The 25,183-nt window shown below is 60.1% G+C and carries 21 protein-coding genes and 2 pseudogenes; 18 read left to right on the forward strand and 5 right to left on the reverse strand.

The features are described from left to right. Positions 1 to 109: 109 nt before the first annotated feature. A complete protein-coding gene (locus tag RN01_RS07270; RefSeq protein WP_063828815.1) occupies positions 110 to 1,903 on the reverse strand; it encodes a hypothetical protein in 1,794 nt (597 codons plus the stop codon). A 240-nt stretch (positions 1,904 to 2,143) separates the two neighbouring features. Here RN01_RS07270 and RN01_RS07275 point away from each other — a divergent pair, with 240 nt between their 5' ends. The 7 genes and pseudogenes from RN01_RS07275 to RN01_RS07310 all read left to right on the forward strand — a co-directional run bounded on the left by RN01_RS07275 (position 2,144) and on the right by RN01_RS07310 (position 11,661). After that, positions 2,144 to 2,464 (forward strand): helix-turn-helix domain-containing protein, encoded by a 321-nt coding sequence (locus RN01_RS07275; protein ID WP_223277268.1) that lies wholly within the window; start codon positions 2,144 to 2,146, stop codon positions 2,462 to 2,464. Positions 2,465 to 2,799: 335 nt separating this feature from the next. Continuing rightward, positions 2,800 to 3,779 (forward strand): annotated as a pseudogene (locus RN01_RS32885) (IS3 family transposase). Between the two features lie 733 nt (positions 3,780 to 4,512). After that, positions 4,513 to 4,764: a hypothetical protein gene (locus tag RN01_RS07290; protein ID WP_017513501.1), complete on the forward strand. Its 252-nt coding sequence runs from the start codon at positions 4,513 to 4,515 to the stop codon at positions 4,762 to 4,764. A gap of 185 nt (positions 4,765 to 4,949) precedes the next feature. Then, positions 4,950 to 6,317, forward strand: coding sequence for a DUF1329 domain-containing protein (locus tag RN01_RS07295; protein ID WP_029700337.1), 1,368 nt, complete (start codon positions 4,950 to 4,952; stop codon positions 6,315 to 6,317). Between the two features lie 69 nt (positions 6,318 to 6,386). Continuing rightward, positions 6,387 to 8,213: a DUF1302 domain-containing protein gene (locus RN01_RS07300; protein ID WP_024570239.1), complete on the forward strand. Its 1,827-nt coding sequence runs from the start codon at positions 6,387 to 6,389 to the stop codon at positions 8,211 to 8,213. Positions 8,214 to 8,276: 63 nt separating this feature from the next. After that, complete coding sequence (locus RN01_RS07305) at positions 8,277 to 10,637, forward strand: RND family transporter (protein WP_017513498.1); 2,361 nt, start codon at positions 8,277 to 8,279, stop codon at positions 10,635 to 10,637. A gap of 31 nt (positions 10,638 to 10,668) precedes the next feature. Then, positions 10,669 to 11,661: a YCF48-related protein gene (locus tag RN01_RS07310; protein ID WP_024570238.1), complete on the forward strand. Its 993-nt coding sequence runs from the start codon at positions 10,669 to 10,671 to the stop codon at positions 11,659 to 11,661. Between the two features lie 436 nt (positions 11,662 to 12,097). Here the strand turns inward: RN01_RS07310 and RN01_RS07315 are convergent, their stop codons facing one another. Beyond that, positions 12,098 to 13,537: a TetR/AcrR family transcriptional regulator gene (locus tag RN01_RS07315; RefSeq protein WP_017513580.1), complete on the reverse strand. Its 1,440-nt coding sequence runs from the start codon at positions 13,535 to 13,537 to the stop codon at positions 12,098 to 12,100. A 231-nt stretch (positions 13,538 to 13,768) separates the two neighbouring features. Between RN01_RS07315 and RN01_RS33825 the strand changes: the two genes are divergently transcribed. The 4 genes from RN01_RS33825 to RN01_RS07330 all read left to right on the forward strand — a co-directional run bounded on the left by RN01_RS33825 (position 13,769) and on the right by RN01_RS07330 (position 17,457). Continuing rightward, entirely contained in the window at positions 13,769 to 13,915 is a 147-nt protein-coding gene (locus RN01_RS33825; protein WP_017513581.1) for a hypothetical protein, read from the forward strand. A 544-nt stretch (positions 13,916 to 14,459) separates the two neighbouring features. Beyond that, positions 14,460 to 15,944, forward strand: coding sequence for an FAD-dependent oxidoreductase (locus tag RN01_RS07320; protein ID WP_017513582.1), 1,485 nt, complete (start codon positions 14,460 to 14,462; stop codon positions 15,942 to 15,944). Between the two features lie 10 nt (positions 15,945 to 15,954). Continuing rightward, complete coding sequence (locus tag RN01_RS07325) at positions 15,955 to 16,614, forward strand: c-type cytochrome (RefSeq protein ID WP_017513583.1); 660 nt, start codon at positions 15,955 to 15,957, stop codon at positions 16,612 to 16,614. Positions 16,615 to 16,731: 117 nt separating this feature from the next. Then, positions 16,732 to 17,457, forward strand: coding sequence for a hypothetical protein (locus RN01_RS07330; protein ID WP_017513584.1), 726 nt, complete (start codon positions 16,732 to 16,734; stop codon positions 17,455 to 17,457). Positions 17,458 to 17,889: 432 nt separating this feature from the next. On the opposite strand, the gene RN01_RS33830 is transcribed toward RN01_RS07330, so the two are convergent. Then, positions 17,890 to 18,171 (reverse strand): hypothetical protein, encoded by a 282-nt coding sequence (locus RN01_RS33830; RefSeq protein WP_017513586.1) that lies wholly within the window; start codon positions 18,169 to 18,171, stop codon positions 17,890 to 17,892. Positions 18,172 to 18,569: 398 nt separating this feature from the next. Between RN01_RS33830 and RN01_RS07335 the strand changes: the two genes are divergently transcribed. From RN01_RS07335 to RN01_RS07355, 7 genes and pseudogenes are all read left to right on the forward strand, one after another. After that, entirely contained in the window at positions 18,570 to 18,896 is a 327-nt protein-coding gene (locus tag RN01_RS07335; protein WP_017513587.1) for a hypothetical protein, read from the forward strand. A gap of 80 nt (positions 18,897 to 18,976) precedes the next feature. Then, on the forward strand, positions 18,977 to 19,459 hold the full coding sequence (locus RN01_RS07340; protein WP_024570237.1) for a transposase: 483 nt from the start codon (positions 18,977 to 18,979) through the stop codon (positions 19,457 to 19,459). Then, positions 19,446 to 19,802 (forward strand): IS66 family insertion sequence element accessory protein TnpB, encoded by a 357-nt coding sequence (gene tnpB / locus RN01_RS07345; RefSeq protein WP_017516151.1) that lies wholly within the window; start codon positions 19,446 to 19,448, stop codon positions 19,800 to 19,802. The genes RN01_RS07340 and tnpB overlap by 14 nt, the downstream gene beginning before the upstream one ends. Further along, positions 19,766 to 20,099 (forward strand): annotated as a pseudogene (locus RN01_RS32895) (transposase); the annotation flags it as partial. The gene tnpB and the pseudogene RN01_RS32895, both read left to right, overlap by 37 nt. Before the next feature lie 212 nt (positions 20,100 to 20,311). Next, the gene (locus RN01_RS34550) at positions 20,312 to 20,881 is read left to right on the forward strand and encodes a hypothetical protein (protein WP_017516041.1); all 570 of its coding nucleotides are present in this window, start codon (positions 20,312 to 20,314) and stop codon (positions 20,879 to 20,881) included. Further along, a complete protein-coding gene (locus tag RN01_RS34555) occupies positions 20,799 to 20,981 on the forward strand; it encodes a hypothetical protein (protein ID WP_223277348.1) in 183 nt (60 codons plus the stop codon). Before RN01_RS34550 ends, RN01_RS34555 begins: the two co-directional genes overlap by 83 nt. A gap of 61 nt (positions 20,982 to 21,042) precedes the next feature. Further along, entirely contained in the window at positions 21,043 to 21,810 is a 768-nt protein-coding gene (locus RN01_RS07355) for a hypothetical protein (protein ID WP_133258057.1), read from the forward strand. Between the two features lie 759 nt (positions 21,811 to 22,569). Here RN01_RS07355 and RN01_RS07360 read toward each other — a convergent pair. Both RN01_RS07360 and RN01_RS07365 read right to left on the reverse strand, forming a co-directional pair. Further along, entirely contained in the window at positions 22,570 to 24,018 is a 1,449-nt protein-coding gene (locus RN01_RS07360) for an efflux transporter outer membrane subunit (RefSeq protein WP_223277267.1), read from the reverse strand. Positions 24,019 to 24,054: 36 nt separating this feature from the next. Beyond that, positions 24,055 to 25,182, reverse strand: a complete 1,128-nt coding sequence (locus RN01_RS07365) for an ABC transporter permease (protein WP_017514970.1) — start codon at positions 25,180 to 25,182, stop codon at positions 24,055 to 24,057. Position 25,183: the final 1 nt, after the last annotated feature.

Raw genomic sequence — 25,183 nt, forward strand, 5'->3', positions numbered from 1 at the left:
GTCAAAAAGAAATGAACAAAAAAGAAGGGCGCCGGCGGTCGTGAGACCGCCGGCCGGTCAGTTGGTGATGCAGTTTCCTGACCAACAGGTGGATCAATGCGCGATGGCCCTAGTTCGCTGACATGCGTTGCGTGGATAGCAGCGGAGGTCTTGCGATCGGCGTAGTCAGGACGCTTGGCAGCGCGTTGGCGAACTGGATGGTGCGCTGACCATAGCCTGCCGGGAAGAGCAGGCCGCCGTGGAGCTGGCCATTGCGCACGGCCAGGACAAACTTGGCGCCTTGCGTGAGCGGCACGGGGGCGCCGGTCGAAGCAAGGGTTTGCGCATCCGCGCGCGCCATGTCGAACACCATGACATTGGGATTGCGCGCGTAGATCGACCATGTCGCATTGAAGATCACGTCGTCATCCGGCGTGCGCGGATCAAATTCGACGGTGATCCGGGCCTGGCCGCTCGGCAGAATCTCTGCGGTAGCCTGCAGGATTTGTGAGTCGACGATTGACAGGCCGACGAGCTGCTGCACCGAGGTGAGGGGGCTGGGCAGCTTGGCGTCGTTCTGCGGGACGTTCGGGTTGTACGGCGGCCGGCTCGGATCGTAGGGCGGCAGGTTGGGGCGCGTCGCGTATGTCGCGGCGCAAGCGCCGCCCTTCGAATACGGGAACTCGCAGAATGGATTGCCAAGACCCAGAGGCAGCACGACATAGTCCTCTGCGAACGACTTGATGCCCAGGTAGCCACTGGTGCGAGAGGGGAAGGGCGAGGCCAAGGCGGGGTAGACCGAGACATCCGGTCCAAACAAGGTGCCCGAGACGCCGAGCGTAGCCGGCTGGTTGCTCAGATCTACCCGACGCTCCTCAAACGTGACACCGATGCCGGTGGCCGGATCGTTGCCCTTGAGGGTCTTGCCGATCGACGTGAGGGTAACCGGGGCGCGCCAATCGGCCGGTGTCAGCATATCTGTCCAGGTCCCATCGCTCTTCAGGACAAACTGCGCGCGGGATTCCAAATAGCTGGTCGCTTTGTCTCTTGGCAGATCCGTCCAGATGGTGCCGCCGACCTGGCGGCTCTGATAAGTGGTCTGCAGTTTGGCACTGACAATCTGCTGGATGGCTTGCGTGGGGCCATCAAGAGTCGTCATGTAGGCGTCCACGAAGCTATAGAGCGGCGACGCCAGTACCTGGGATGCGTCGGCAAGCGTGTACACGGGTTTGGCAGCTTGGGCATCGACGTCAGTCTGGGTGACGGACACCACGTCGCCCTTCGCAATGATAGCGTTTAGCGTATTGCGTGCCGCTGCCGCGTCAACGTTGCCGTTGGCTGCAAGCGACGTGATCTTGTCTACGATCTGGCTCGCCTTGGCAAGCGTTGTCACATCGCCATTGGCGACATAGTCAGAAGCGGGATCGATCTGGGCACCCAGGAGCTTCTGTACGGCGGCAATAGCTTCTGCCTGGCTCATGCCGGCTTCCATCTGGGCGGCCACCATGGCAGTGAGGGGCGTCACATGCTGGTTCGCCGTGCCGCTCGCCACGGCCGAGAGAGTGAAGCTCGCCGGGAACTGGAAGCCTTGCGGGCGCGAGAGGTCGCGCGTCGACGCGCTGACCTGGGCGAGCAGGCGCTGGCCGGTAGCGTCGCCGTCGTAGGCAATGGCGAAGTTACCGTTGGCGTCGGTAGTCGCTGATGGTTCGCCGGTGTCGCACACTCCATTGGTGTTCAGGTCCAGGCAAACCAGCGCGCCAGCCAGATAGCCGTCGATGGCTTTGCCGGAGATGGTCTGGGTGGCGGGTTGCGGTTGGGAAGTGCTGGCGGCATGGGCTTGACCGTCGTTGCCGCTGCCGCAGGCGCTGAGCATTGTGGCGCAGGCCGCTGCAAGCATTGTGGGGGTGAATCTGATTCCGTTCATGAAGTTTCCCTGTCAAAGAAAGCTCGCAATCCTTACTTTTTCGGTGCGAGCATGGCGCTAGACCGCCTATCTGAGGAGATTCCCTCCGGCAAGTGGTCCATGGCGAGGCTGGGCCAGCGCTTGAGAGCAATACATGGGTGGTTCTTGGGGGCTTGCCCGGCCTTCGTTCTAGTGAAGATTTCGAATACTACCAAATTGGTAGTATTAGGTGTGGGCGAAACGAGGACGATTTTTGCTTTCATGGTTCAGAAGGCAGAAATGTCCGTACTTGCTCGACGACTTAAAGAAGCACGCCAACGTGCCGGTATATCTCAGGAGCGCCTCGGGATCGAAGCCGGGCTTGATCCCATGTCCGCAAGTGCGCGAATGAATCGCTACGAACTGGGCAAGCGCGTGCCAGCCCCAGAACTGGTGACTCGTCTGGCAGCCGTATTGAACGTCCCCGCCACATTCTTTTATGCCGCCGATGATACGGAAGCCAATCTGTTGCTGAAGTTTCACCGCCTGCGCAAGGATCAGCGGGCAGCCGTCCTTTCAGTCATCGACGAGCTTCTTCATTAGCACTGGGTTTGGCGGCTTGGGAATCAGGAGCTTGGTCACCAGCGCACGGCGTAAGTGTTCTCTTGCCGCTTCGCTAGGCAGATCGTCTGTCAGACTTGGCGACGGTCGCGCGGTTTTGCGCGGAGTCTTTGGTACTCCACGGCGGCTATCGTCATTGAACTCCTCCGGGAACTGTCCGATTAGATGCGCTCGCCGCGGTTGCGATGCGTCTCGTCCAGTGAGCGAAGAATCCACCCATCCCGGTTGTGCTCCTATGCCTCACAGATACAGACATGGGCTGCTGCCGACTCGGTGGACACCTTGTTAAAGTGTGAAGGTGAAACCGGAGTCGGCAGTTGGGAACGAGAAGAGCATTCAGCCGAGAGTTCAAGCTCGAGGCAGTCAAACTGGTCAAGGAGCGCGGCGTATCGGTTGCGCAGGCGGCGCGTGAGCTGGACGTGCATGAGAATGTCTTGCGCAAGTGGGTGCGGGAGGCAATGAGCGACCGCAGCACGCCTTTCCTGGTCCGGGCGTAATGAAGCCCGAGCAGGCGGAAATTGAGCGTTTGAAGAAAGAGAACGCCAAACTCAGGATGGAGCGCGATCTGCTGAAAAAAGCGGCGGCCTACTTCGCGCGGGAGTCGATGTGAAGTTCGGCTTCGTGGCTAAGCACCGAGGAACCTGGCCGGTGGGAATGATGTGCGGGGCGCTCGGTGTCTCGCGTAGCGGGTTCTACGCGTGGCTGGGGCGCCCGCCAAGCCAGCGACGCCAGGCCGACGAAATCTTGGGTGCCCACGTGCGCCAGAGTTTCCTGAATAGCGACCGGACATATGGAGCCCGGCGAATCTGGCGCGACTTGCTCGCGCTCGGAGATCGATGCGGCCTGCTCGCTGGAGCATCCATCGGCGATCGCCTGCCAGAACGGCCGTCGCTCTGATCGATGCAAAACTGGAGGCCGCCCAGGTGACCGCATCTTTGCACGTCCTGCCTGATCCGATCTTCGCTTCTTTGTGCTCATCCCCACCTCCTATAAGGAAGTGTTGCGACGATCGGTTGAATTCACCCAATATACGAGCGAGCACTTCCAGACCTTGCTCAAGGAGCAAGGCATCACTTGCAGCATGAGTCGTGCCGGCGAGGTTTGGGACAATTCGGCCATGGAAAGCTTCTTCAGTTCACTGAAGACCGAACGCACTGCCCGCAAGGTATATCTGTCCAGGGAGCAAGCGCGAGCCGACGTGTTCGATTATATCGAGCGGTTCTACAACCCGACGCGCCGACATTCGACGCTCGGCTATGTTGGCCCGATAGAGTTCGAAAACGCGCAAGAAGCTTAGGTCGGTGTCCACCGGACCGGCAGCAGCCCAAAAGGCGTTGTGCAGATTTTCGCCGAATCAAATCTATGACCGACCAGCTAAGACCCGATTTGGTGCCTTCGGGAAGCGGCCGTTTGACTCTAGGCGGGTACTGATGCCGTCAAGCCCTGACTTCTGCGAGATCCAATGCTTGCCGACAGCTCAAATTGGGATTCGCTGATTGATAGCTGGCTCATCGGGCGAGGTCAGTGTTGGATGCGCGTGTTGATCGCACGATAGCGGTGAAATATGAGCGCAAAGATTACAGCGGCGAAGCTGGACGCCGCTTGGCGAAGCACAGAGGGAACGCCCCGCACCGTTCAACTTGCCGCCTTCTGACGCCTTGATCCAGTTGCGCAGCGTCTGCCCCAGTTCGGGGCCATGGCGCTCACACGTTGCCCGTTCACCCGCCGAACGGCTCCAGCTTGAGCTTCGCCTGTATGTCCTCCCCTAGTACCTAGAACATCGTTTCCCTCCTTTGGGGCGGGCCCTGTCCATGAGGCGCTTGATTCGGTTGGTGTTTCCCCTACCTTCCGCGGTCTTGATTCTAGGCCGCCTCACCGTTACGATTAGGCCGTACAAACGTATGTTATGGGCCAATGATACGTATTGAGAGCTCGTCGGCAAGACACTCGCTGAACAGTGGTGCTCGAAGCATGTGTCGTGCTCCTCCGATGAACCTTTCTTTACGGCCGGCAGCGGCACCTCATAACCGATGCGGATTTCCCTGATCGCCACACGCTCGGACCGCGCTCTTTTTGGCGACGGCGCCATCTTCAGCGCGCCACCTGAGATGAGCGGCTCGGGCGACAACACAGCGAACGTTCTGTTCGCCGACGAGATCTCGCATTTGAAGGTGGGGCGATCCGTTCCGCGCAATCTGTTCCATCACGCCATATCTGAGCTAGGAGGCTCAAGTCATGACAGCAGCGAACACACGGCAATTGAGCACCCGCCTGATTTCTAGGCGTGGTGCGACGGCTAATCACTTGTCTCCGGCGACGCGCGTGGGCGGCACGTCCAGCCAGCTCAAGCACGGACTGAGTCCGGCGCCGATCAGTAGTTCCACATTGAAATCCCCATCGACTGACAGCGCGCTCGGGACCGTCTGACATGACAGGCCGCGAAGCGGGAGGAATTGGAAGGAAAACCATGATGAAGCAGCGCAGAATCGGAGCAGTGTCCATCATCGCGGCCACAGTGTGTTTGATGATCGGAACCACCGCTGTGGCGGAAGACCTCACGCCAGAAGGCGGCAACCGTGCCGCAAGCAAGGACGGCAGCGTTCCTGTCTATGCAGGCAAGCAGTCGCCAGACGCAGGGTGGGAGTGGGGGAAGATTCGGGGCGATTTCTGGAAGCATCGCAACGAGAAGCCGCTGTACTCAATCGATGCGTCGAACGTCGACAAGTACGCAGACAAGCTGACGCCCGGCCAAATATCGCTGATCAAGGAGAAAAAAGGCTACCGGTTGGACGTCTATCCGCCGCATCGCGAATGCCAGGTGCCGGACTTCGTCGCCCAGAACTCCAAGGCCAATCTCACGGGAGCGAAGCTCGATTCGACCGGCGAGCAACTGCAGACTGCAATGCTGCCGGGTATCGCATTTCCCCAGCCGAAGAACGGCGCTGAAGCGATCCTGAACTACCTGTATCGCTACCGCGGTGAGGGCATCGATTGGCCGAAGATGGTGAGCGTTGTCTCACCGCGTGCAGGTGGCAGCGATTGGATCGACGCGATCGCTCCGCAACTTATGTTCTATCCATGGGGCAAGGCGGGCAAAGCGACGCCGCAAGATGTCGATCAACTCAGCGCGGCAGCGTTCTTCAAGGTTGAATCTCCAGCGGCGCTGGCGGGGCAGGCGTTCGTACAGCGTCAGTATTTCAACAAGCCGTCGGAGACGTTCTACTACTTCCCGGGGCAGCGGCGTGTGCGACGGATGCCGGCCTATACGCACGACGCACCGCTTATCGGCATGGAAAACCAGTACTTGATCGATGAATCCAACATGTTCAACGGTGCCATCGATCGATTCAACTGGAAGCTCGTCGGCAAGAAGGAAATGATCGTACCGTACAACGCATTTGGCATGTACAAGTTCAAGGACAAGCTGCACGACGTTGCCACGCCTGAGGGCATCGCTGCCAACAGCAGGCGCTATGAAACGCACCGCGTCTGGATTGTGGAGGCAACGCTCAAGTCCAGCGCGCGCCACGTCGCGTCGAAGAAGGTCTTCTACCTCGACGAGGATAGCTGGCTGGCATTGGTTGGCGAGGACTACGACGCACAAGGCAAGCTGTGGAAGGTGAAGGAAAGCTACCCGATCCCGGTGTGGGAACTGGGTGGCACGTGCGACAACCAGCCGTTCGTGATGTACGACCTGAGCAACGGGCGCTACGTACTCGACCAATCGACGATTGGTCAGGGCAAGGACATTCGCTGGTATCAGCAGGTGAACGATCCGCGCTTCACGCCTGACTACTTTACCTCGGAAACACTGAGGGCGGTCAGCGAACGCTGAAGGTTGCCGCATGGGCGGGGCCGACGCAAATAGGAGGCATGCGTTGGCGTCAATTGGGTTGGGGGAAAGATGAAAACGATAAGGAATTTCCGGCAGACGACGATTTTGCTCGTCGCGCTGGGTGTAGTCACGTCAAGTGCGTATGGCTTCGATTTCACGGCGGGACCTGACGATGCCATCAAGGGTTCGCTGGTCAGCAACATCACCGCTGGTGCCGCAGTTCGGACGAAGACGCCGAGCTGCTCGTTGACCGGGGATCCGAACGCGAACGGCTGCGGCGCCGCGGCCAACGTCGATCAGTGGGGCGCCGGTGACAACGGTGACCTGAACTACAAGAAAGGGAAGCCGTTCAGCACCTACGTAAGTGCTACCAGCGAACTTCTGTTGACGATGCCTGGTCAAGGCCTCAAGTTCATGGCGCGCGGCACCGGCATGTATGACTTCATGGCCAAGAACACGGAGCGAACGCAGCTCACGAGCGACGCGCAGCAGCAGATCGTCTACAACGCGCAACTGCTCGACTTGTGGGCCCAGAAGGATTTCACGATTGCCAACCGGAACTCGCACCTGCGCCTTGGCAACCAGGTGATCAATTGGGGCGAGAGCATGTACGCCACGGGCGGCATCAACGCCACTAACTCGCTCGACTACCAGAAGCTTGTGATCCCCGGCACGCAGCTCAAGCAAGCGGTGTTGCCCGCGCCGATGTTGAGCTTCGCCGCCGATCTTTCCCACGGGGTGAGCACCGAGGCGTACTACCAGTTCATGTGGAACGGCAACCGCTTTCCGCCTGTCGGGTCGTACTGGTCGGTATCGAACGTCCTTGGCCGCGGAACCGAGCCGTTCACGGTCAATCCGAACAACTTCAACGTAAACGGTCCGAGCGCGGGAACCATCGCGGGTATGACGGGGCAGAACGCCCACGATCCGGCTACGCTCAACGCGATCAGCAACGGTCTCGTCAACGGCGAGTTTGCCAATTCGTTCGGCCTTCCCGTCTATAACAGACTGCCTTCGAAGTACAAGCCGCAGTTCGGTGTGAAGTTCAACTACGTGCCTCGCACCATCGATGCGAATTTCGCGTTCTACTACGAGAACTACACCGACAAGTCGCCGGTGCTGACCTCGTTTGCGAACAATACGCTGCAGTGGTCGAACCCCGCCAACCGTCAGCTCTTTGGCGTCAGTGCGAACTTCCCGTTGGGCCCCTGGGCGATCGGCACTGAGTTGTCGTATCGCCCCCGTGATGCCGTGGCGCTGTCGAGCTGTTATGGAGCGGGCGGTCCGCCTGACCTGAATGTGAATCCGGGCGGGGTCGACTGCCAGCAGTGGGCCGACAAGAAGAAGTTCCAGTTCGGCATCAACGGCTTGTTGGCGCTGACGCGCAGCGAGTATCCGTTCCTCAAGTGGATCGGCGCGGATTCGGGAACGTTGACGACAGAGCTCACGTGGATCTACTACCCCGGCCTGAGCTCGAGCGGCGTCACACGCACCGTCAACGGACAGCAGGTGTATCTGTTGCCCCAGGCGGGCTACCTGATCTGGCTGAACCAGAACTCCGGCGCAGGCTACCCGATCGGCATGAGCCAGGGTACGTCGAGTTCGGTGGGCACGACGATCGACTTCAACTGGACTTACGACGGCACGTTGATCCCCGGATGGCAGGTGACGCCTGGGGTGACGTTCACGGCCGGGCTCTATGGGTACACGCCGACGCTTTCGGCCAACTACCTGCAGGGTTTGAAGTCGGCAAACCTCTACATCCTGTTCAACCAGAACCCGACCAAGTGGCAGGCGGGCATCAACTACACCATGTTCTGGGGCGGCCACAACACGGTCGGCAACCCCTACTCGGATCGAAATTTCGTCGGCCTGTTCGTGACGCGGAATTTCTGACGGGGGCGCCCGCGAGAGGCGGCGCACAGGGTGCGCCGCCGGAATACCTGAAGGAGTAGTGTCGTGTTAAATCGTCTTGTCAGTGGTCTGGAAAGGACCTTCTTCGGCCACCGTGCGATCGTGCTCGCGGTGATCGGCCTGTTCACCATGGTGATGGCCGTATTCGCCGTGCAACTGCGCATGGACGCCGGTTTCGAGAAGCAGATGCCGATCGGCCATGAGTACATCCAGACGTTCCAGAAGTACCGGAACGATCTGCTGGGTGCGAACCGTATCACCGTCGTCGTGCGCGCGAAGAAGGGCTCCATCTGGACACCCGAGGGGCTGACGCGCCTGTACAAGGTGACCCAGGCGGTTACGTACCTGCCGAACGTCGACCGAATCGGAGTCCGCTCGCTCTGGACGCCGAATTCATTCGTCAATGAGATCACCGAGGAGGGCTTCCGCGCGGAGCCAATCATCTCTGGCACGATCACGCCTGATCAGTTGACGCCGGAGATCGTCGAGAGTGTGCGTCATGCGACAACGCTTGGCGGCTATATCGGCACGCTCGTCTCGCATAACGAAGACAGCGCGATGATCACCGCCGAGCTGAACGAGCGGGATAGTACGGGCAAAGTGCTCGACTATGTGGCGTTCAACCATACGCTCGAAGACAAGATCCGCAAGCCGTTCGAGGACGCTGGCTACGAGATCCAGATCATTGGTTTTGCCAAGCAGATTGGTGACATTGCCGACGGTGCAACGGCCGTGTTCGGCTTCTGCGCGATTGCGCTGCTGCTAACTGCACTCGCCGTGTACTGGTACTGCCATTCGGTGCGCTTCACGGTGCTGCTGATCGTCTGCTCGCTGTCCTCGCTGGTCTGGCAATTCGGCACGTTGAGGCTGCTGGGCTTCGGCCTGGACCCGCTGGCAGTGCTGGTGCCATTCCTGGTGTTCGCCATTGGCGTGTCTCATGGCGTGCAGCAGGTCAACTTCATCGTGCGTGAGATTGCGCACGGGCATAGCTCATTCGACGCTGCCCGCCACAGTTTTAGCGGATTGTTGATTCCGGGCGTGTTGGCACTCATCACGGCCTTTGTGTCGTTCATCACGCTGCTGCTGATTCCGATTCCGATGGTGCGTGAACTGGCGATCACGGCATCACTGGGGGTGGCCTACAAGATCGTGACCAACCTGATCCTGCTGCCGGTAGCCGCATCGTGCTTCAACTTCTCGAAGGCGTACGCCGACAAGTCGCTGTTGCGCGCACAGCAGCGCGCGAAGCCGCTGTGCGTGCTGGCGCGTGTTGCCGAACCAAAGTTCGCGGGCATTACCCTGGCGGTCACTGTGGTGGTGTTTGCGCTCTCCGCCTGGCAGAGCCGCGACCGCGTCATCGGCACACTGCAGCCGGGGGCGCCAGAGTTGCGTGAGGATGCGCGGTTCAACCTCGATGCGACGTCGATCGCGGGCAGCTATGACATGGGCCTCGACTGGCTTTCCTTCGCGATTGAGTCGAGCGGCAAGGCGTGCGACAACCCGGCAGTCGGGTTGTATGAAGACGAGTTCACGGCAGCCATGCGGACCGAGCCTGGCGTGGTGTCCGCACAGTCGTACTCGGGGATGCTGCGCACCTATAACCAAGGCTACAACGAAGACTATCCGAAGATGAACGTCGTGCCGATCGAACCGGAGAACTATGGCGCAGTGTCGGTGGACGTCGGACGCTTGAAGGGCTTCATGACGGCAGATTGCAGCATGACCGCCGTTCACTTGTTCCTGACGGATCACAAAGCGACGACGATCAACAGAATTCTTGGCGACGTCAAGCAATACCGTGCGTCGCATCCCTTCCCAGGCATCAGCATCCGTCTCGCGGCGGGTAACGCAGGCGTGCTTGCCGCCACCAATGACGAGGTGGAGAAGAGCGAACTGCCGATGATGCTGTACGTGTACGCAGCCATCGTGATCCTCGTGTTCCTTGCCTATCGAGACTGGCGCGCGATGCTGGCCTGCTGCGTGCCGCTGTCGGTAGCCACCTTCATCGGCTACTGGTTCATGAAGGAATTGAAGATCGGCCTGACGGTTGCCACGCTGCCCGTCATGGTGTTGGCGGTGGGTATTGGCGTCGACTACGCCTTCTATATCTACAACCGGCTGCAAGCGCACCTAGCCGGTGGGCAGAACATCGTCAAAGCCGTGGAGCACGCGATGCTCGAAGTCGGCGTGGCGACGATTTTTACCGCCATCACGCTGGCGATCGGCGTGGCGACGTGGAGTTTTTCGGCGCTCAAGTTCCAGGCGGACATGGGCAAGCTGCTGGCCTTCATGTTCCTTGTCAACCTGCTGATGGCGATGACTGCGTTGCCCGCACTCGCGTCCGTGCTCGAACGCTGGTTCCCCCGCCGCCAGCCAGCACGCGCGCCCGGCCTCTTCAGCCACTGATGCGCGAGAGCGTCATTATAGAGACTCAACCATGAAAAGAACTCTCGTTGCCATCATTGCGCTCTGCGGGGCCGCCGCGGTACAGGCGCAATCCGCCCAACTCGCTCAATCCGCTCACTCCAAGGGAGGGGTTGCGTCGTGGACCACCAAGCCTGCACATACGTGGGCCGCTGCGACTCACATGACGCTGTTGGACGCAACGCGTGCTGGCAAACGCATCGTCGCTGTGGGAGAGCACGGAATCGTTCTGCTGTCGGACGATGAAGGCAAGACCTATCGGCAGGCGCTTAGCGTGCCGCTCTCCGCCACGCTGTCTGCCGTCACCTTTGCTGATGACAAGCACGGCTGGGTGGTCGGGCAGTGGGGCGCGATTCTTGCTACCAGCGATGGTGGTGAAACTTGGACCACGCAGCGCATGGACACGACGGTTGACCAGCCGTTGTTCTCCGTGCTCTTTACGAACGACCACGACGGTATTGCGGTCGGCCTGTGGTCATTGATGCTCCAGACCCACGATGGCGGCAAGACGTGGACCAAGGTGACGCTGCCGAAGCCGCCGGACGGCGGCAAAACCGACCGCAACCTGTACCACGTGTTCGCTGATCGCCAGGGCACGCTCTACATCTCTGCAGAGCAGGGGATCGTGCTCAAGTCGATCGACGGGGGCGCGGACTGGAGCTACCTTGCAACGGGCAGCAAAGGCTCGTTGTGGTCGGGTGTTGCCATGCCCGATGGCCGGATCGTCGTTGGCGGGCTGCTAGGTAGCCTGTTCCAGAGCAGCGACAGTGGTGTGAGCTGGTCTCCGCTGAAAGCGGAAACAAAGAGTTCCATCACCAGTCTCGTCGCCGCCGGTAGCGTACTGATTGCTGTCGGACTGGATGGACTGGTCATGCAGCAGCGCGCCAACGGCGCGCCGTTCGAGGTGGCTCAGCGTCCGGATCGGGCTGCGCTGACCGCAGTTGTGATCGATGCAGGTGGAAAGCCGATTTTGTTCTCGAATGACGGCGCGCTGGCTGGGCCCTAAGCAGGTCTGTCGCCGCGTCGTTGACAGCGGGCAAGGTATCGATGGCCAAAAGTGTTGCCGGGGCACTTTCGGATCTTAACGTGTTGTCGCCATCATCGGCGCGGGGCTAGCTGAGCTGGCGGCCCTACGGATCGGACGTGCGCCAGGTGCGAATCATTCGTTGTGGGAGCGCTGGCGTCTCCTAGTTCCCGGTCATGCGGTTTCCTATGAGGTATTTCGATGCCGTGTCGGTACGGCATCATTTTTATTCTAAGAACGCGGGTTCTCTGCTCTTATCCGCTCTTTCGTTTGATGCGTGGAGGATGCCAGTCATTCGGCGCTCGGGAGGTGCGCAACCGCGTGCCGGATGCTCATACAACCACGATCTCGGGAGAGGCGCGGTTTCCGAACAGGTGGCCGGTAGACGTATCAGTCCAGCCGGCAAAATGCCTTTGCCCTACGCTACATTGCTTGTGGCAACGCGCCCCTGCGCGATGCGAGCCGTCATCGCCATCATCAGCTCGAATACGCGGTCCACGCTCACAGGTTGATTCTGCGCACCAAACTTCAGCACCGTCGCACCGTCCACTAGTGCTGTGATGAGTGTTGAGCGAGCGAGGCACTCGCGCGCGGTCGCCGACGGATCGATCTCCCGAATGAGATCGACGTAGATTCTCGGGTAGGTGGCGTAGCTGCTTGCCACAACTTCACGCGTGGTATCCGAATGCTGGGCCAGCGCGAACATCTCTGACCAGAGTCGATACACCATAGGATCACAGGATTCCTTGAAGCACTGCGCGGCGATTTCGCACACCCGTGTCAGTGCTGGTTTGCCGCTCGGCTTGCCAATCTCCGCGTAACGGTCCATAAAAGCTTGCCCCAGCGCGCCAACTGTTGTGCGAACCAGGTCATCATAGGTTGGGAAATAGTTCTGCAGCGCCGATGGCAGGATGCCAAGCTCTCTCGCCACCCGCGCCAAGGTGAAATTCGCATAACCTTCCGTCGCCAACAGATTGGCGGCGGTGGAGATGATCTCGTTGATCTTGATTTCTCTGCGCTTCCCTTGGGCCGTTGGCCGGTAATAGATTGCGTCTTCAGTCGACTGCCGTGCCCGTAGATCTGGTAGCCCTGGCTGAAGGTATCCATCAGACCGCAGGCCGTCGATCTGAGGGTCGCTGCTGACGTGAGCGTCACGAGTACGCGAACGGCGAAGAGGCGCCTCGCCTTCCAGCATCTGTGCCGAAGCGCTAACAACCATCTTTACCGCGCGCTTCGTCAAGCGAACGAACTCGATATAGTCTCTTCCCGGGTATTCGCCGTGGGAGGCGACCATCGCCATTCCATCCATCTGCGCGCCGATCACCGCGGCACGCACCTGGCACTCTTCACTAGTCAACGTCGGGTGAAGTTCTGACAGCAATTTCGCAAAGAGGCCTCGAAACTGCGTCTGCATATCGTTCAGCAGTTCCGCAACATAGGTTTCATGCCAAGCGAAAGCCCAGATCTCAACCATAAACTTCGGCAGATCGGTCTCGTTAATGTTCTGAAAAATACGATTGATCAGGGTGGTGCAACGTTGCGCGGCGCCGATACCCGGGCGACTCGCGATCGCCGTGTAGTCCCCCATCATTTGGCTCACGTATGTCAGGAGCGCAGCGCGTAGCAATTCTTCGTTTGTTCGAAAATAGTATTGAAGATTTCCATGTGTGATGCCAACGCGATCTGCTACGCGGCGCGTCGCGAACCCGGCATAGCCATCCTCCTGAAAGACTTGGCGAGCGGCACCAATAATCTCCCGAATGCGCTGTTCTCGATTTCGTCGTGGTGCCGGCTGCATGTCGGGCTTTGCTTCCTCGGAATAGTTAGGGATTGCTTGCTTGACCGCTCTCTGTTGCACGTCGGTTCTCCTGGAACTCACGCAAGAAGATTCCAGATTATAGGCCAGCCCGACGGGAAAACAGAACGGCGCTAGCCCGGCTGGCGGTTTGCCATGGGACATGAAGGTGCCGCGTGGGTAGAGTCCACTTCCTAATTTGCAGCGAAGGAGAACCAATCATGTTGGACAACGTCCATGCCGAGCCGACCTACCAGATCGCATGACATCCTCGCTAGCAAAACCGGCGCAGTGATGGCGCGCACCATCCGCAAGGCGTTTTTGTCCGGCAGTTTGCCAAAACTGCTGTGCTTCACCAGCGCGATCAACCGCGTGGTCGAAATTTTCCAATCTATCAGCGCCGACGCCGACGCCGACGGCGGTTTCGCGCCCATCAAATAGAGCCCCACTCAAACCAACGGAGGTCTAAGTCCGGCGGCCGTTCAAGTGGCCGCAGCGACCTATCTTGCTGCCAATGTCCACACCACCTTTGAAGGCGGGCGCGAGATCTGGGAACCCAAGTGGAGGATGACCGTAAGGTTGGTGTTTTCCCCTACCTTTTGCCGCCTTGTTTCTAGGCCGCTTAAACATTAAAATTAGGCCGTCGATACGTATTTTATGGGCCAGCGATACATATCACGAGATGGCTGGGGAGGCTGCAGGACGAGGTCACAGCCGCGGGAGATCTACTTGTTTGCTATGGCTCCCGAGGGAGGCCGCGCAATGTGGGGTATCCGTCGTTGTCCAGCTAGCCGGAGGTGCGCGCCGCAGTTCAGTTGCCGCATTCGCCAGCAATCAGCCCGCAGCCCGCAGCCCGTACATTGTTCATGTTTGATGAACTCAGGCATCGACGCATCCGCAGTGAGCAATACGTGCGCAGGTTTGCAGTCGACGTGCAATGGCACACACGAAAAATCACGACATTCATGGCAGTCACGGAAACACCATGGCAGAAAAATCCTCTCTAGATAGTTCAGCCAACCTGCCGCGCAGGCGATGGCTCAAACGCGCTGGCATTGCGGCCGCCGCAAGCAGTTTGGCCCTCGGCGTCCGGCAGGCGAATGCTGGTGCAGCTAAGGCCGAACAGAAATCGGATGATGTTCTTGACGTCGTCATCATCGGCGCGGGGCTGGCGGGCCTGACTGCTGCACGTGACCTGCAAGCGGCTGGCTGCAACTCTTTCTTGGTCTTGGAGGCACGAGACCGAGTAGGCGGGCGGACTCTCAACTACAACATCGAAGGCGGCTACGTATCAGAAGTTGGCGGCCAGTGGATCGGACCCGGTCAGACCGCCGTGGCGGATCTCGCCCGCCAACTGGAGGTCGGTACGTTCCCAACCTACTACGATGGCAAGACGGTCATGCTGGGCGGCGATGGCCGGGTGGAAATCGATCTGAAAGGGACGGTTGGCACGGACGAGGCGATCAGCGGAAAGCTTAGCAAGCTGTCGCGCGACGTGTCCTCGGGTGCCCCTTGGAAATCTCCGAAAGTTGGTGAACTAGACAAGCTTTCGGTGGGTGATTGGCTGGCCAATCAGAACATCAAGCCAGAAGATCAGATCGGTTGGAACTCAAGCATCGGCCTTTCCGGCGGGGCAATGCCAGCGAAGATGGGGCTCTTGCACTTCCTGTCAATGATCAACTCAGCGAACTGCGACTACTCGCAGCTCGACAGCATCAAGCACAGCGCGCAGGAGACGCGGTTCATCGGTGGTTCGCAAATCTTGAGCATCAAAATGGCGCAGCAACTGGGCGAAAAGATGCGCTTGTCGACGCCGGTGCGCCAGATTTCCGGCTGGGATCAAGATGTCGTCACACTGCATACGGACTACGGCGAATTACGTGCCCGAAAAGTCATTATGGCCATCCATCCTGCGCTGTGTCACCAGGTGCAGTTCGACCCGCCACTCCCGGAAAAGCGCGCCGCTTTGCAACGTGCCTGGCCCGCGCACTCACCCGCGCGTAAGACGGCCATGGTCTACCACCGTCCGTTCTGGCGTGACAAGGGTCTGAATGGACACATCTTCCAGGCCAACGGGCCCATTATCTGGGCCTACGACAATTCGCCTCCGGGTGGAGAAATCGGCGTCATCAATGCATTCACCTTGAATGCGACGCTGCCCTCGGAGTTGAAGGAGGCGCAACGCGTACAGGCCGAGATCTATGCGCAAGCCTTCGGCCGCGAAGCGCTGACCCCTATTGCGTACCACGACAAGGATTGGGGGCTGGACGATCCCTGGACGATCACCTGTGTTTCCGCCATCCCCCCTGGCTTCTGGAGTACTCATGGCGACGCCTTGCGTCCGCCCTGCGGCAATCTGATCTGGTCGGGTACGGAAACAGCCGATATTTGGGCGGGCTACATGGATGGAGCGGTGCGCTCGGGCCATCAGGCGTCTCTCCAGGTGCTCAATGCACTGCGTCGAGCATAAGGAGGCGGACATGAAGAAACGTATCTGGATTGGCGTTGCCGCCCTCACCGCCGCTCTGGCGCTGGCTTTCCTCGGCCCCGATCTGCTCGATCTCTATCGTCTGGATCGCTATATTGACGCATCAGCCAAGACGTACCAAGCCGACGGAGGCCCGTGGCCACACGTGAACGACATCTGCTTCAACTGCCACGGGGTCAAAGGCAATTCGCGTCATCAGCGCTATCCGAGCCTAGCGGGGCAGCCAGCCGCCTATCTGGAAACGCAGCTCAGAAATTTTGCAACCGGTGCGCGACGCAATCCGAACATGGGGCCGTTGTCGATGACGATGGATGATGCGCAGATCAAACACTTGGCGGATTACTTCTCCAAAGTGACGCCCATCGAGAACCGCTATTTCAAGCCGGATCCGCAATTGCGCGGAAAGGGGCAGCAATTGGTGGCGGACGGAAATTGCGCGGCATGCCACGGGGCGCAACTGATGGGGCATGACCAATTTCCACGTCTGGCCGGCCAAGGCTATGACTACATCTTGGCGCAGTTTGACGGGTTCGCCTCCGGTACACGCAATGAACCAACCGGCGTGATGAAGCGCATTGCTGAAGGCGCTTCAGTAGAAGACCGCAAGGCGATCGCCAGCTATCTCGCGAGCCTCGAACCGAAACAGCGTTAGCGTATCAAGTGGAATTGATCATTGGTATTGGAGTTGAATCATGGGAGCGCACGCAGAGCAGGGGAGGTCGCGTGAGCAGGGCTGCTCCCTACTGACATCGTTACTAGGAGAAACATAATGAATCACACCTCGCGAAACGTGATGCGCTTCACCGCATGGAGTGCCATCATCGGCGGCATTCTGGCTTACGCAACAGTCGTTCTGTCGACGATGGTGACCGGCCCGGATACCGGCATGGTGCTTCACGGCGCAATGATGCTGGCGTTGCCGGCTGACACGCGCGACCTCTTCCGCATGTCCATGCTCGCGGACGTGTTTGGCTTTTATCTGGCGGTTCTCGTCATTGGCGGATATTTCCTCCACGCCTTTCGAGAGGAATTGGGCGGGCTCGGCAACATGATGACGCTCGCTATCGGACTCTATGTTGTGCTGGGGATCAGCGGAGCGGCCATGCAACTGGCGATCTATCACCCGCTCGCCCATCTGTATGCGGGGGGAGACGATGCTACGAGAGCCGCAGCGGCTACCGCATGGACGACCGTCGCTAATTTGACTCAGAACGGATTGTGGTGGTGCGAGGGGCCCGTCGTGCTGTTCTGGGCGCCCATTGCGGCGAACCACCTGAAGAAAGCTGGTTGGAAAGGAGCGATCCTCCTCAAGATCGTCGGCTGGGCTTTTGGGCTGATCTTCCTGTTCGGCTTTTTCCCTGGCCTCGAAACACTCACGACCACTATCGAGATGGTTGCCGTGCTCATCTTGCCTTTGTGGATGATGTGGTTCGGTTGGCAGTTGTTGCGGCGCGTGGGAAAGCCCGTCGAAGCGAGCCTCGTTGCCGTTGGGTAATGGCGGCGCGGCAGCCGGCCAATACCAAACGCCCGCGGTACCTGCATGACGGCCTTGGCATCAGGACGCCTCGCCCATGCCGGAGAGCGGGCCGAAGATGCTCGATTCTGGATCCGAGATGGGGATGGCTTGCCGGTCCCGACCGAGCACCAAGGGCGAGATCTGCATTTCGATGCCTCAGGTAATGGCCCGTTACTGGCAACGCGCGGAGGATACCGGGGAGGTATTCTGTCCGAATGGACACCTGCGTACAGGTGACGTTGGCACCGTGGTGGGTCTACGTGCATTACCTGCATTGGCGTTAGTGGCTAAAGCGCAATAACAAGGTAGCCCGTGTAAAGGCTTTCCATGAGAGCCTTTATGCGAGAGCGTCAATGCGCAGCATGAGCTTGCGAGGCTCGAAAAAAGATCCTGCGAATCCCGCGGGGAAGCTTATGCACGCGCATGGGTAGGTGTGTCGGCGGCGGGGTGTCGACTCTTCGCCCCGGCGCTCTCGACCTCTTCGGCGAAAGCCGTTTTTTTCCAAGGCGGCTGGATATAAAGGCCGGACAAGGCCTCCGAAAATCGGAAACGCTGTTCGTCGCCCAGAATCCACGCAAATCTGAAGCTGCGCTGCTCAACCGACTCATGGCACGTTGGCCAGCCGACCGTCCGTTCACTGAGCCAAGGAGTTGCTTGGACGTCCAGGTGCAGATGCAGACGAACGAGGCTCATGGCCGAGAACTGCCTGTGGTAACTCGGAACCCGTGAGCCTAGGTTGGGGCGGGGCGTCCCTAGCCGGCGACCGGCATTGGGCGGGAGTTATATCCCGCCCTATCGCAACGGCGACGTCGGCGAAAATCGTCGAGCAGCGCTCGCGAGAACAGGCGCTGCGCTCCAATAGGAGGCGCAGCGAAGGCGTCTCCAAACGCGATCTGTGCAATGATTTTAGCGAGGGGCCTGACCGCAATCCGGTGTGAAGTGGCAACGGCCATGGAATTCACGCGATTCGACGAACTCGAAGGGTGCTCCTGCCATACCCCCCGAAAGGGTGGCGACGGCTGACCTCATTTGCCGGTATTTTCCCTCATGCGCAAAACTCGACGGCCTGCTGCCGTTGATCTGGAGACATTGTGGGTTTGAAGGCGTGGTTTCAGAGAGTCGCTCCAAAGCTCGACCCTCGCAGCATTGACTTCCGCGGAGGAAATACTACGTTCCTGGCGGCGCCCTATATCGGCGGCCTCATGACGCTCTGCATTATCGCCGCGGGAGCACTTGCATCGTTCTTTGCGGACCAGATCAAGGCAAGCATGACCTGGCCGCTTTGCAAGGAGAATTTCCCGGCCAACGTGGTGGCCTTTTGGCTGCTCTCGATTTTGAGCGGAGTCTTGTTCTCCGGCTCGCAGTGGGCACAGGCCCGCCGCGCGAAAGAGGTCAGCGACTCCGTCAATCATGCGTAAGCGCCGAATGTACCCCACGTAGCTTCGGCGGCCAGAATGGCTCAGGATTGTGCCCACGATTTTTTTCGTGGGCACAATTTATGGACACTGGCGATTTTGACTTTCTGCCGCTGCAAGTCACGCATGTTGGCAAGAATGGGAAGCGCAGCTACGACAGGAATGGCAAACGACGGCTGATCGCGGCGTGCTTGGAGCCCAATGTTTCGGTGGCAAGCATGGCGATGCGAGCTCAGGTCAACGCGAATCAGTTGTGGCGCTGGATCAGGCAGCACCGAGCCGAGGAAGCAGGCCACATCAGCACGGATGTTGGGACAAAGACAGCGATGCCGGCAGCCTTCGTTGCAGTTGTCGAGGGCCGGGACGATTTCCGCTCCAGTCATCCGTTGCAGCCACCGGTGCGGGAGTCGGTTCCGGCCTGCACCCAGCAACCCTCAACGCCGTTGGCTCGTCTATCGGCTCGCTTGCCAAACGGCGTGAGTGTTGAGCTCGAATGCGCAGCACATGACGCTGCGCTGGTTACCGCGATGGTCGACGCACTGAGCCGCTGCCATGTTTCGACTTGACGCTGATCTGCGAGTCTACCTGCATCGTGAGGCCGTGGATTTCCGTCTCGGCATCAATGGTCTGGTCGCCATGGTTGAGCAGTCGATGCAACTCGATCCGTTCGGACGGGCAGTGTTCGCATTTCACAACCGCAAGGCCAATCGCGTCAAGTTGCTGCTGTGGGATCGGAACGGATTCTGGTTGCTTCTGAAGCGACTGGAGAAGGACCGATTCGCCTGGCCCCGTAGGCAACAGTCGGTCATCGTTCTGACGACCGAGCAATTGCACTGGCTGCTCGATGGCATCGACATCGAGGCTGTGCGCCGGCATCCAGCTATACGCGCAATCAGTGGGAATATCTGAAGCGCTATGTTGTCGACGGACGGGCACCCATCGACAACAACGTCATCGAACGCGACGCCAGGCCCTTCTGTACGAGACGCAAATCGTGGCTCTTCAGTGACACCGAGGCGGGAGCGAAAGCAAGCGCCATGGTCTACAGCTTGGTACTGACGTGCCGTGCCTGCGACGTCGAGCCTTACGCCTACCTATCTGCGTCATGTGCTGACCGAACTACCGCAGCGCGAGTCCGACGCCGATATCAGCGATCTGCTGCCGTTTAACTTTGCCCGCAGCCAATCGCGGGGCAGCACCACATAACAGGCTGATCGACGGGCGCACGCCCAATTCGCCACTCAACACTCAGACACGGACTCCGCTGGCCTTCGCGACCACCGCAGTGTGGCTGCACTCGCCCGTATCCTGCAAGGAGTAGCGACCACCGGATTCAGTGTGCGAGAAACAGCGCTTACAATCATGCGATTGCCAGGCTTTCAACACTACCGGCCGAGAGTTTCCTGCCAGCCTATCAGGTGGCATTCCAGCAAGCGGGCCTCAACGCGTTTCTCGCGCTGCAGCAGATCTCCGACCAAAAAGAGAAGTTGGTTGTCATCGACTTTGCGATCCGAAACGTATTGGAGTCGATTGTGCAGACCGCGAGAAGTTTCGATGGGGCAAGGCCCGAGACGCAGTACTCCGGGAGCCTGATGCTGTTTCGACCAAGTCTTGTCGACATTGAAACCAAGACGCCGGTCTTTCAGTTTGATGGCTACGATGAGCGCCAGCTTGCGGGCTATCTGGAGCTGATGCCCGAGCTTTCGACGAGCAAGGAGCGCGCATTTGTCCCGCTCGTGCTGCCAGTCCACAAAGAGACAAAAAAGATGATGGACTATGAAGGCAAGGAGCGTTTCCGGGTCCTTCCAGGCGCACCATGGGCGTACCCATCTCAAGAGCGTCGGTGCAGAGGGGGCGCTCTCGACCATTACGCCGTACGGCCTGCCCCAAAAATGGTCCCGAGCAGTGCACGATCATCCCTCGGATGTCGATGGTTTTCTCTACATGTCTCGACACGTGAATACAGAAGAGGCGCTGGTGGTCTTTGAGCGCGCAAGGAAGAAACTGACGCTTAAAGATGCGGTAAGTTTTCTGGATTACCCTCATGCCGCTCGCGTGATGAAAAGCTTCAACATCCATCCTTTTTGAAGCGTGGACGGAGGCCGCTACCCAAGGGCCATGCGACATGGATGGGCCCAGAAGCAGGCAATTGCAACGCTTCCGTACTATGACGCCAGAAGAATACAGCGCCTTTCTGAAGAAGGCCTTCGATTCCTATCTCAAAGTCAGGCAGAGCACTGACTGTCTGGATCGAAACTATCTCCCATTTGACGCAGTGGAATTGGATGGCCCCCGATGGCGTGCGATGGGGGACGTGCTGATTGAAGATGAACTGCGGGCGCTGACAAACAACATGAACGCGTGGCTCGGCACGCTCAAGCGATGGCATGCCTGGTTGATCGTCGCGCGCGAATACGCCGAGGATGATCGGTGGGAACCCGCGCATGAGTTCCTCGGAACTATCGCGACCTATTGCCTGTTTCAGCCAAGCGCGATCCGCGATGCCTTCACGTTCGTGGTGACGAACGGCTTGCACCAGGTCTGTCTTGCGACCGACGCAGGCTACGAGGATCGTCTGCCTCTGGATCAAGCGCCCTGGGACAAGCCCACCTATCCGACGCGCAGAAAGAAGGAAGACCAACTGGCAAAGATTGCGGGGAGATGGCCCGAGGGCAATCTGCTGCTGGCGGGCCTGCGGCAGCTGGATGACAAGGCCACGCGCGATGCAACCTCAGATTTCCGCAATCGCGCAAGTCACAGCATCGCTCCCCACTTTTCCAGAGGATTCACACGTATGGTGACCCGGTCGGTTGTGCAGGCCACACGTATGGAGGAATGCGGTGGCGGCTACTTCAATGGCGTCTTTGTCCCTGGCAAGGTTGGCGTCAGCTACGGATTTGGGGGGCGGGGCCGCTGAATCTCGACCATGTGTTTGAAATCAACCTGAAGCAGTTCGACATCGCGGTCAGCTGCTTCGAGCACTATATCGCCCTCTTGATGGCGACCACTGGCGCTCGGCAAACCGCGTGACACAGCGCATCGCTTTAGGGCTTGGGTTAGCGCTGACGTCGCCGAGCAAGGCTGTGCGATTCAGATGGTGGACGGCAAGTAGCCTGGTTGACCACACTGACGCTTGCTTGGCTGGCCAGCTGGCCCCTACTTGCGGACGTAGGACGCGCGTCGCATTTCGAAGGCCTGTGGGGTGTGGTCCGGATGCGCTCGGGCCGCCCGTCGATGCTACGAAAGAGGCGCGCGCTACGGAATCAGCACCAAGTTCGATGGGCACGAGGCCCTGCAAAATGGCAGGCATGGCTGCGCACGACGTATGGCAGACCGACCAGGGGCCGGTGAGCATGACTTGGCACGGCCATAGAAGCTGCTCCCTCGTTTTCTTTATGACCGGCTAAGTCGCTCGGATGCCTTCTGAAGATGCAGACACTGTTATCTCGATGGATGGCAGATATATACCGTGATCGATTCGTTGATGCCACAATTGTTCGAAGGCGGCCGTCGACGTGGGCTGCTTCGATCAGACATGACATGGACGGGTATAAGGACGACGTGTAGATCGCAACGCGGCAGTTTTCCATGCGACTGTGTTGCTGCAAAGGCGAGGCGGGAAGTCCCCCTATCCACAGCGGAGTCGGATCAGCCGATTGGTATCCGAGCCGAGTGCTCAGCTATGCGTGCCCCGGTAATCGGAACCTGGTGCCTCTGGCCACCCGCCGCCCAGCGCCCGATAAAGCTGGACCGTGGCGAGGGCCTGCCCCGTCTGCGCCTGCAGCACTTCATCTTCTCGCTGTAGTGCGCCAATGCGGGCATCGAGCACGTCCTGGAGCGTGCGCCGCCCACCTTCGTATAGCCGCTGCGCCTGGTCAGCATTGCGCTGGGCAATAGCAAGGGTGCCTTCAAGCCGCTCGCTCCGTTGGTCAAGGCCATGGCGAACGCCGTAGGCGCTGTCTACCTCTTCCAGCGTGCGCAGCATAGTCTTATCGTGCTCGGCCAGTGCAGCTTGCAGCCGGGCATCGTTGGCCGCGATATTCGAGCGGATCCGCCCGGCGTTGAACAGCGGTAGGTCGACGCCGGCGCTCAGCAGCCCGCCGGTACCGCTGAGTGCGGGCACCCCGTCGACGCGGATGCGCCCATCCAGGCCGATGAAGCTGAGGTAGAAGCGCGGCAACAGATCGGCCTTGGCGCTGCCGAGCCTGGCTGCCTGCGCGCGCAGTAGGGCGGCGGTGGCGCGCACGTCGGGTCGACGCTCGAGCACGATCGACGGCAACTCGCCAGCGGGCACCGGTGGCACGCGGAAGGCCGCGGGCGCGGGCAGGGCCTCGGCTGACTGCGCCACCTTGCCCTCCAGTGCGGCCAGTCGACGCTGGCGTACCTCGATCTGACTGGTCAGCAGAGGTCGCTCCGCTTGACGCGCGGCGATCTGTTCGCGCACGCGCTCCACGTCGTAAGCCAGGGCCTGTCCGGCTCGAAAGCGCGCCTCCGTATAGCGCTGCAGCGCGCCCAGTGTGACCAGGCTGCGGTCGAGCAAGGCGAGCCGCCGCTGCAGGCCCTGCGCTTCCAGGTAGTTTTGTGCAACGTCGGCGGCGATGGCCAGGTGCACGCCGCGCCATTGCTCCTCGGCGGCCTGTGCCAGCGCCGCCGCCGCGGCGGCATCGCTGGCGCGCCGCCCGAAGACGTCGACCTCCCAGGACGCGCTCAGGCCAACGGCATAGGCTTCGAGGGTCGGCAAGCTATCCGGCGTCGGCGAAGGGCTGCGCAGGTCGCCCTCACCGCGCGCGGCGCCGGCCAGTGCGGCTACCGTGGGATATCGCGCCGAGTCGGCCACGGCTGCCATGGCACGGGCTTCCAGCACACGCGCCCGGGCCACCCGCAGGTCGGTGTTGGCGCGCAGCGCCGCGTCGATACGGCGGGTCAGGTCGGGGTCTTGCCAGTCCTGCCACCAACGCCCGAGGTCAGCCTGCGTGCCATCCGACGGCGGCACCATTTGGAAAGTGGCCGGCGTCGAGAGGGCGGGCGGTACATCTACGCTCACCGCGGTGCAGGCCGCCAGCATCACTGAGGCGGCAGATAGCACGGCAGCGCACAGGGGGAATCCAGTCCTCTTCTGTTTCACATCCTTGCTCCGATTCATGTCTGGGCCCTGCTGCTTTTAGCCTTGCTGTGCGAGCATGGCCCGAAAGCGCGTGAGCGCCAACGTCAGGAAGATTCCTCCGGCCGCCGTGACACCCAGCAGTTGCGGCCAGACCACGTCAACGCCTGCGCCCCGGAACAGGATTGCCTGCGTCAGCGTGACGAACTGCGTGGTGGGCAGCAACTGCACCACCGGCTGCATGGCGGCCGGCATGCTCTGCACCGGCGTGGCCGCGCCCGACAGAAGGTAGGCAACGGCGTAGGTCGGCACGGCCAGCAAGCCGAACTGCGGCATGGCCGGCGCCAGCGTGGCCAACCACATCCCCAGGGCCGTCACCGAGAACAGATACAGCGCGGTGCTGAGCGCGAACAGTGCCATCGATCCCTGCAGCGGAACCTGCAGCCATAGATTTACCACCAGCCATAGGGACAACAGGGAGACGAGAAAGATGACCGAGCCATTGGCGATGATCTTGGCGGCAGCGATTTCGCTGGCGCGCACCGGCATGACCAGCAGGTGCTCGATGGTGCCGTGCTCGCGCTCGCGGATCACGGCCGCACCCACCAGGATGATCGATAGCACCGTGATGTTGACCACGATCTGCATGGTCGAGGTGAACCAGTAGGATTCCGTATTCGGGTTGAACAGGACACGCGGCACGGCAATGGCTGGTAGTTGCGCCTGAATGTCGTGCGCGCGCAAGAAGGCGAGCGTCTCGCTGGTGAAGATCTCCTGCAGGTACGCGGTGCCCAGTCCGGCCTGCGTCATCGCAGTGGCGTCTACCAGCACTTGCAAGGCGGGCGCGCGGCCTGCCAGCACGTCGGCTTCGAAGCGCGGCGGGATCTCGATCGCGAATATGTAGCGGCCGCGGTTGAGCTCGGCATCGATATCGCGCCGGTCGATGTCGACCGGCGGCTTGAAGTAGGGCGGCTGGATGGCGTCGCGAAGGCGGCGCGAGAGGGCCGAATGATCGCCGTCGACGATGGCCACAGAGGCATTCGACACCTCGGCTTTGATCCCCTTGGCCACGGAATAGACCGCGAGGGTGAAGGCGAAGACGATCAGGATCATCAGCGTCGCATCGCTGAACAGGCTGAAGATTTCCTTGCGGCTGAGCCGCGCGACGTTCTTGAGCCATTGCCCCATC

Source organism: Cupriavidus sp. SHE (assembly GCF_000812445.1).
GTDB lineage: Bacteria > Pseudomonadota > Gammaproteobacteria > Burkholderiales > Burkholderiaceae > Cupriavidus > Cupriavidus metallidurans.

Bases quoted from the DNA above. Each gene is read 5' to 3' on its own strand.
- RN01_RS07330 (WP_017513584.1), top strand. From the start codon at position 16,732: ATGAATCACACCTCGCGAAACGTGATGCGCTTCACCGCATGGAGTGCC.
- RN01_RS33825 (WP_017513581.1), top strand. From the start codon at position 13,769: ATGGCGCGCACCATCCGCAAGGCGTTTTTGTCCGGCAGTTTGCCAAAA.
- RN01_RS07300 (WP_024570239.1), top strand. From the start codon at position 6,387: ATGAAAACGATAAGGAATTTCCGGCAGACGACGATTTTGCTCGTCGCG.
- RN01_RS07365 (WP_017514970.1), bottom strand. From the start codon at position 25,182: ATGGGGCAATGGCTCAAGAACGTCGCGCGGCTCAGCCGCAAGGAAATC.
- tnpB (WP_017516151.1), top strand. From the start codon at position 19,446: ATGTTTCGACTTGACGCTGATCTGCGAGTCTACCTGCATCGTGAGGCC.
- RN01_RS33830 (WP_017513586.1), bottom strand. From the start codon at position 18,171: ATGAGCCTCGTTCGTCTGCATCTGCACCTGGACGTCCAAGCAACTCCT.
- RN01_RS07295 (WP_029700337.1), top strand. From the start codon at position 4,950: ATGATGAAGCAGCGCAGAATCGGAGCAGTGTCCATCATCGCGGCCACA.
- RN01_RS07320 (WP_017513582.1), top strand. From the start codon at position 14,460: ATGGCAGAAAAATCCTCTCTAGATAGTTCAGCCAACCTGCCGCGCAGG.
- RN01_RS07310 (WP_024570238.1), top strand. From the start codon at position 10,669: ATGAAAAGAACTCTCGTTGCCATCATTGCGCTCTGCGGGGCCGCCGCG.
- RN01_RS07340 (WP_024570237.1), top strand. From the start codon at position 18,977: ATGGACACTGGCGATTTTGACTTTCTGCCGCTGCAAGTCACGCATGTT.
- RN01_RS07270 (WP_063828815.1), bottom strand. From the start codon at position 1,903: ATGAACGGAATCAGATTCACCCCCACAATGCTTGCAGCGGCCTGCGCC.
- RN01_RS07290 (WP_017513501.1), top strand. From the start codon at position 4,513: ATGCGGATTTCCCTGATCGCCACACGCTCGGACCGCGCTCTTTTTGGC.
- RN01_RS07325 (WP_017513583.1), top strand. From the start codon at position 15,955: ATGAAGAAACGTATCTGGATTGGCGTTGCCGCCCTCACCGCCGCTCTG.
- RN01_RS07275 (WP_223277268.1), top strand. From the start codon at position 2,144: ATGGTTCAGAAGGCAGAAATGTCCGTACTTGCTCGACGACTTAAAGAA.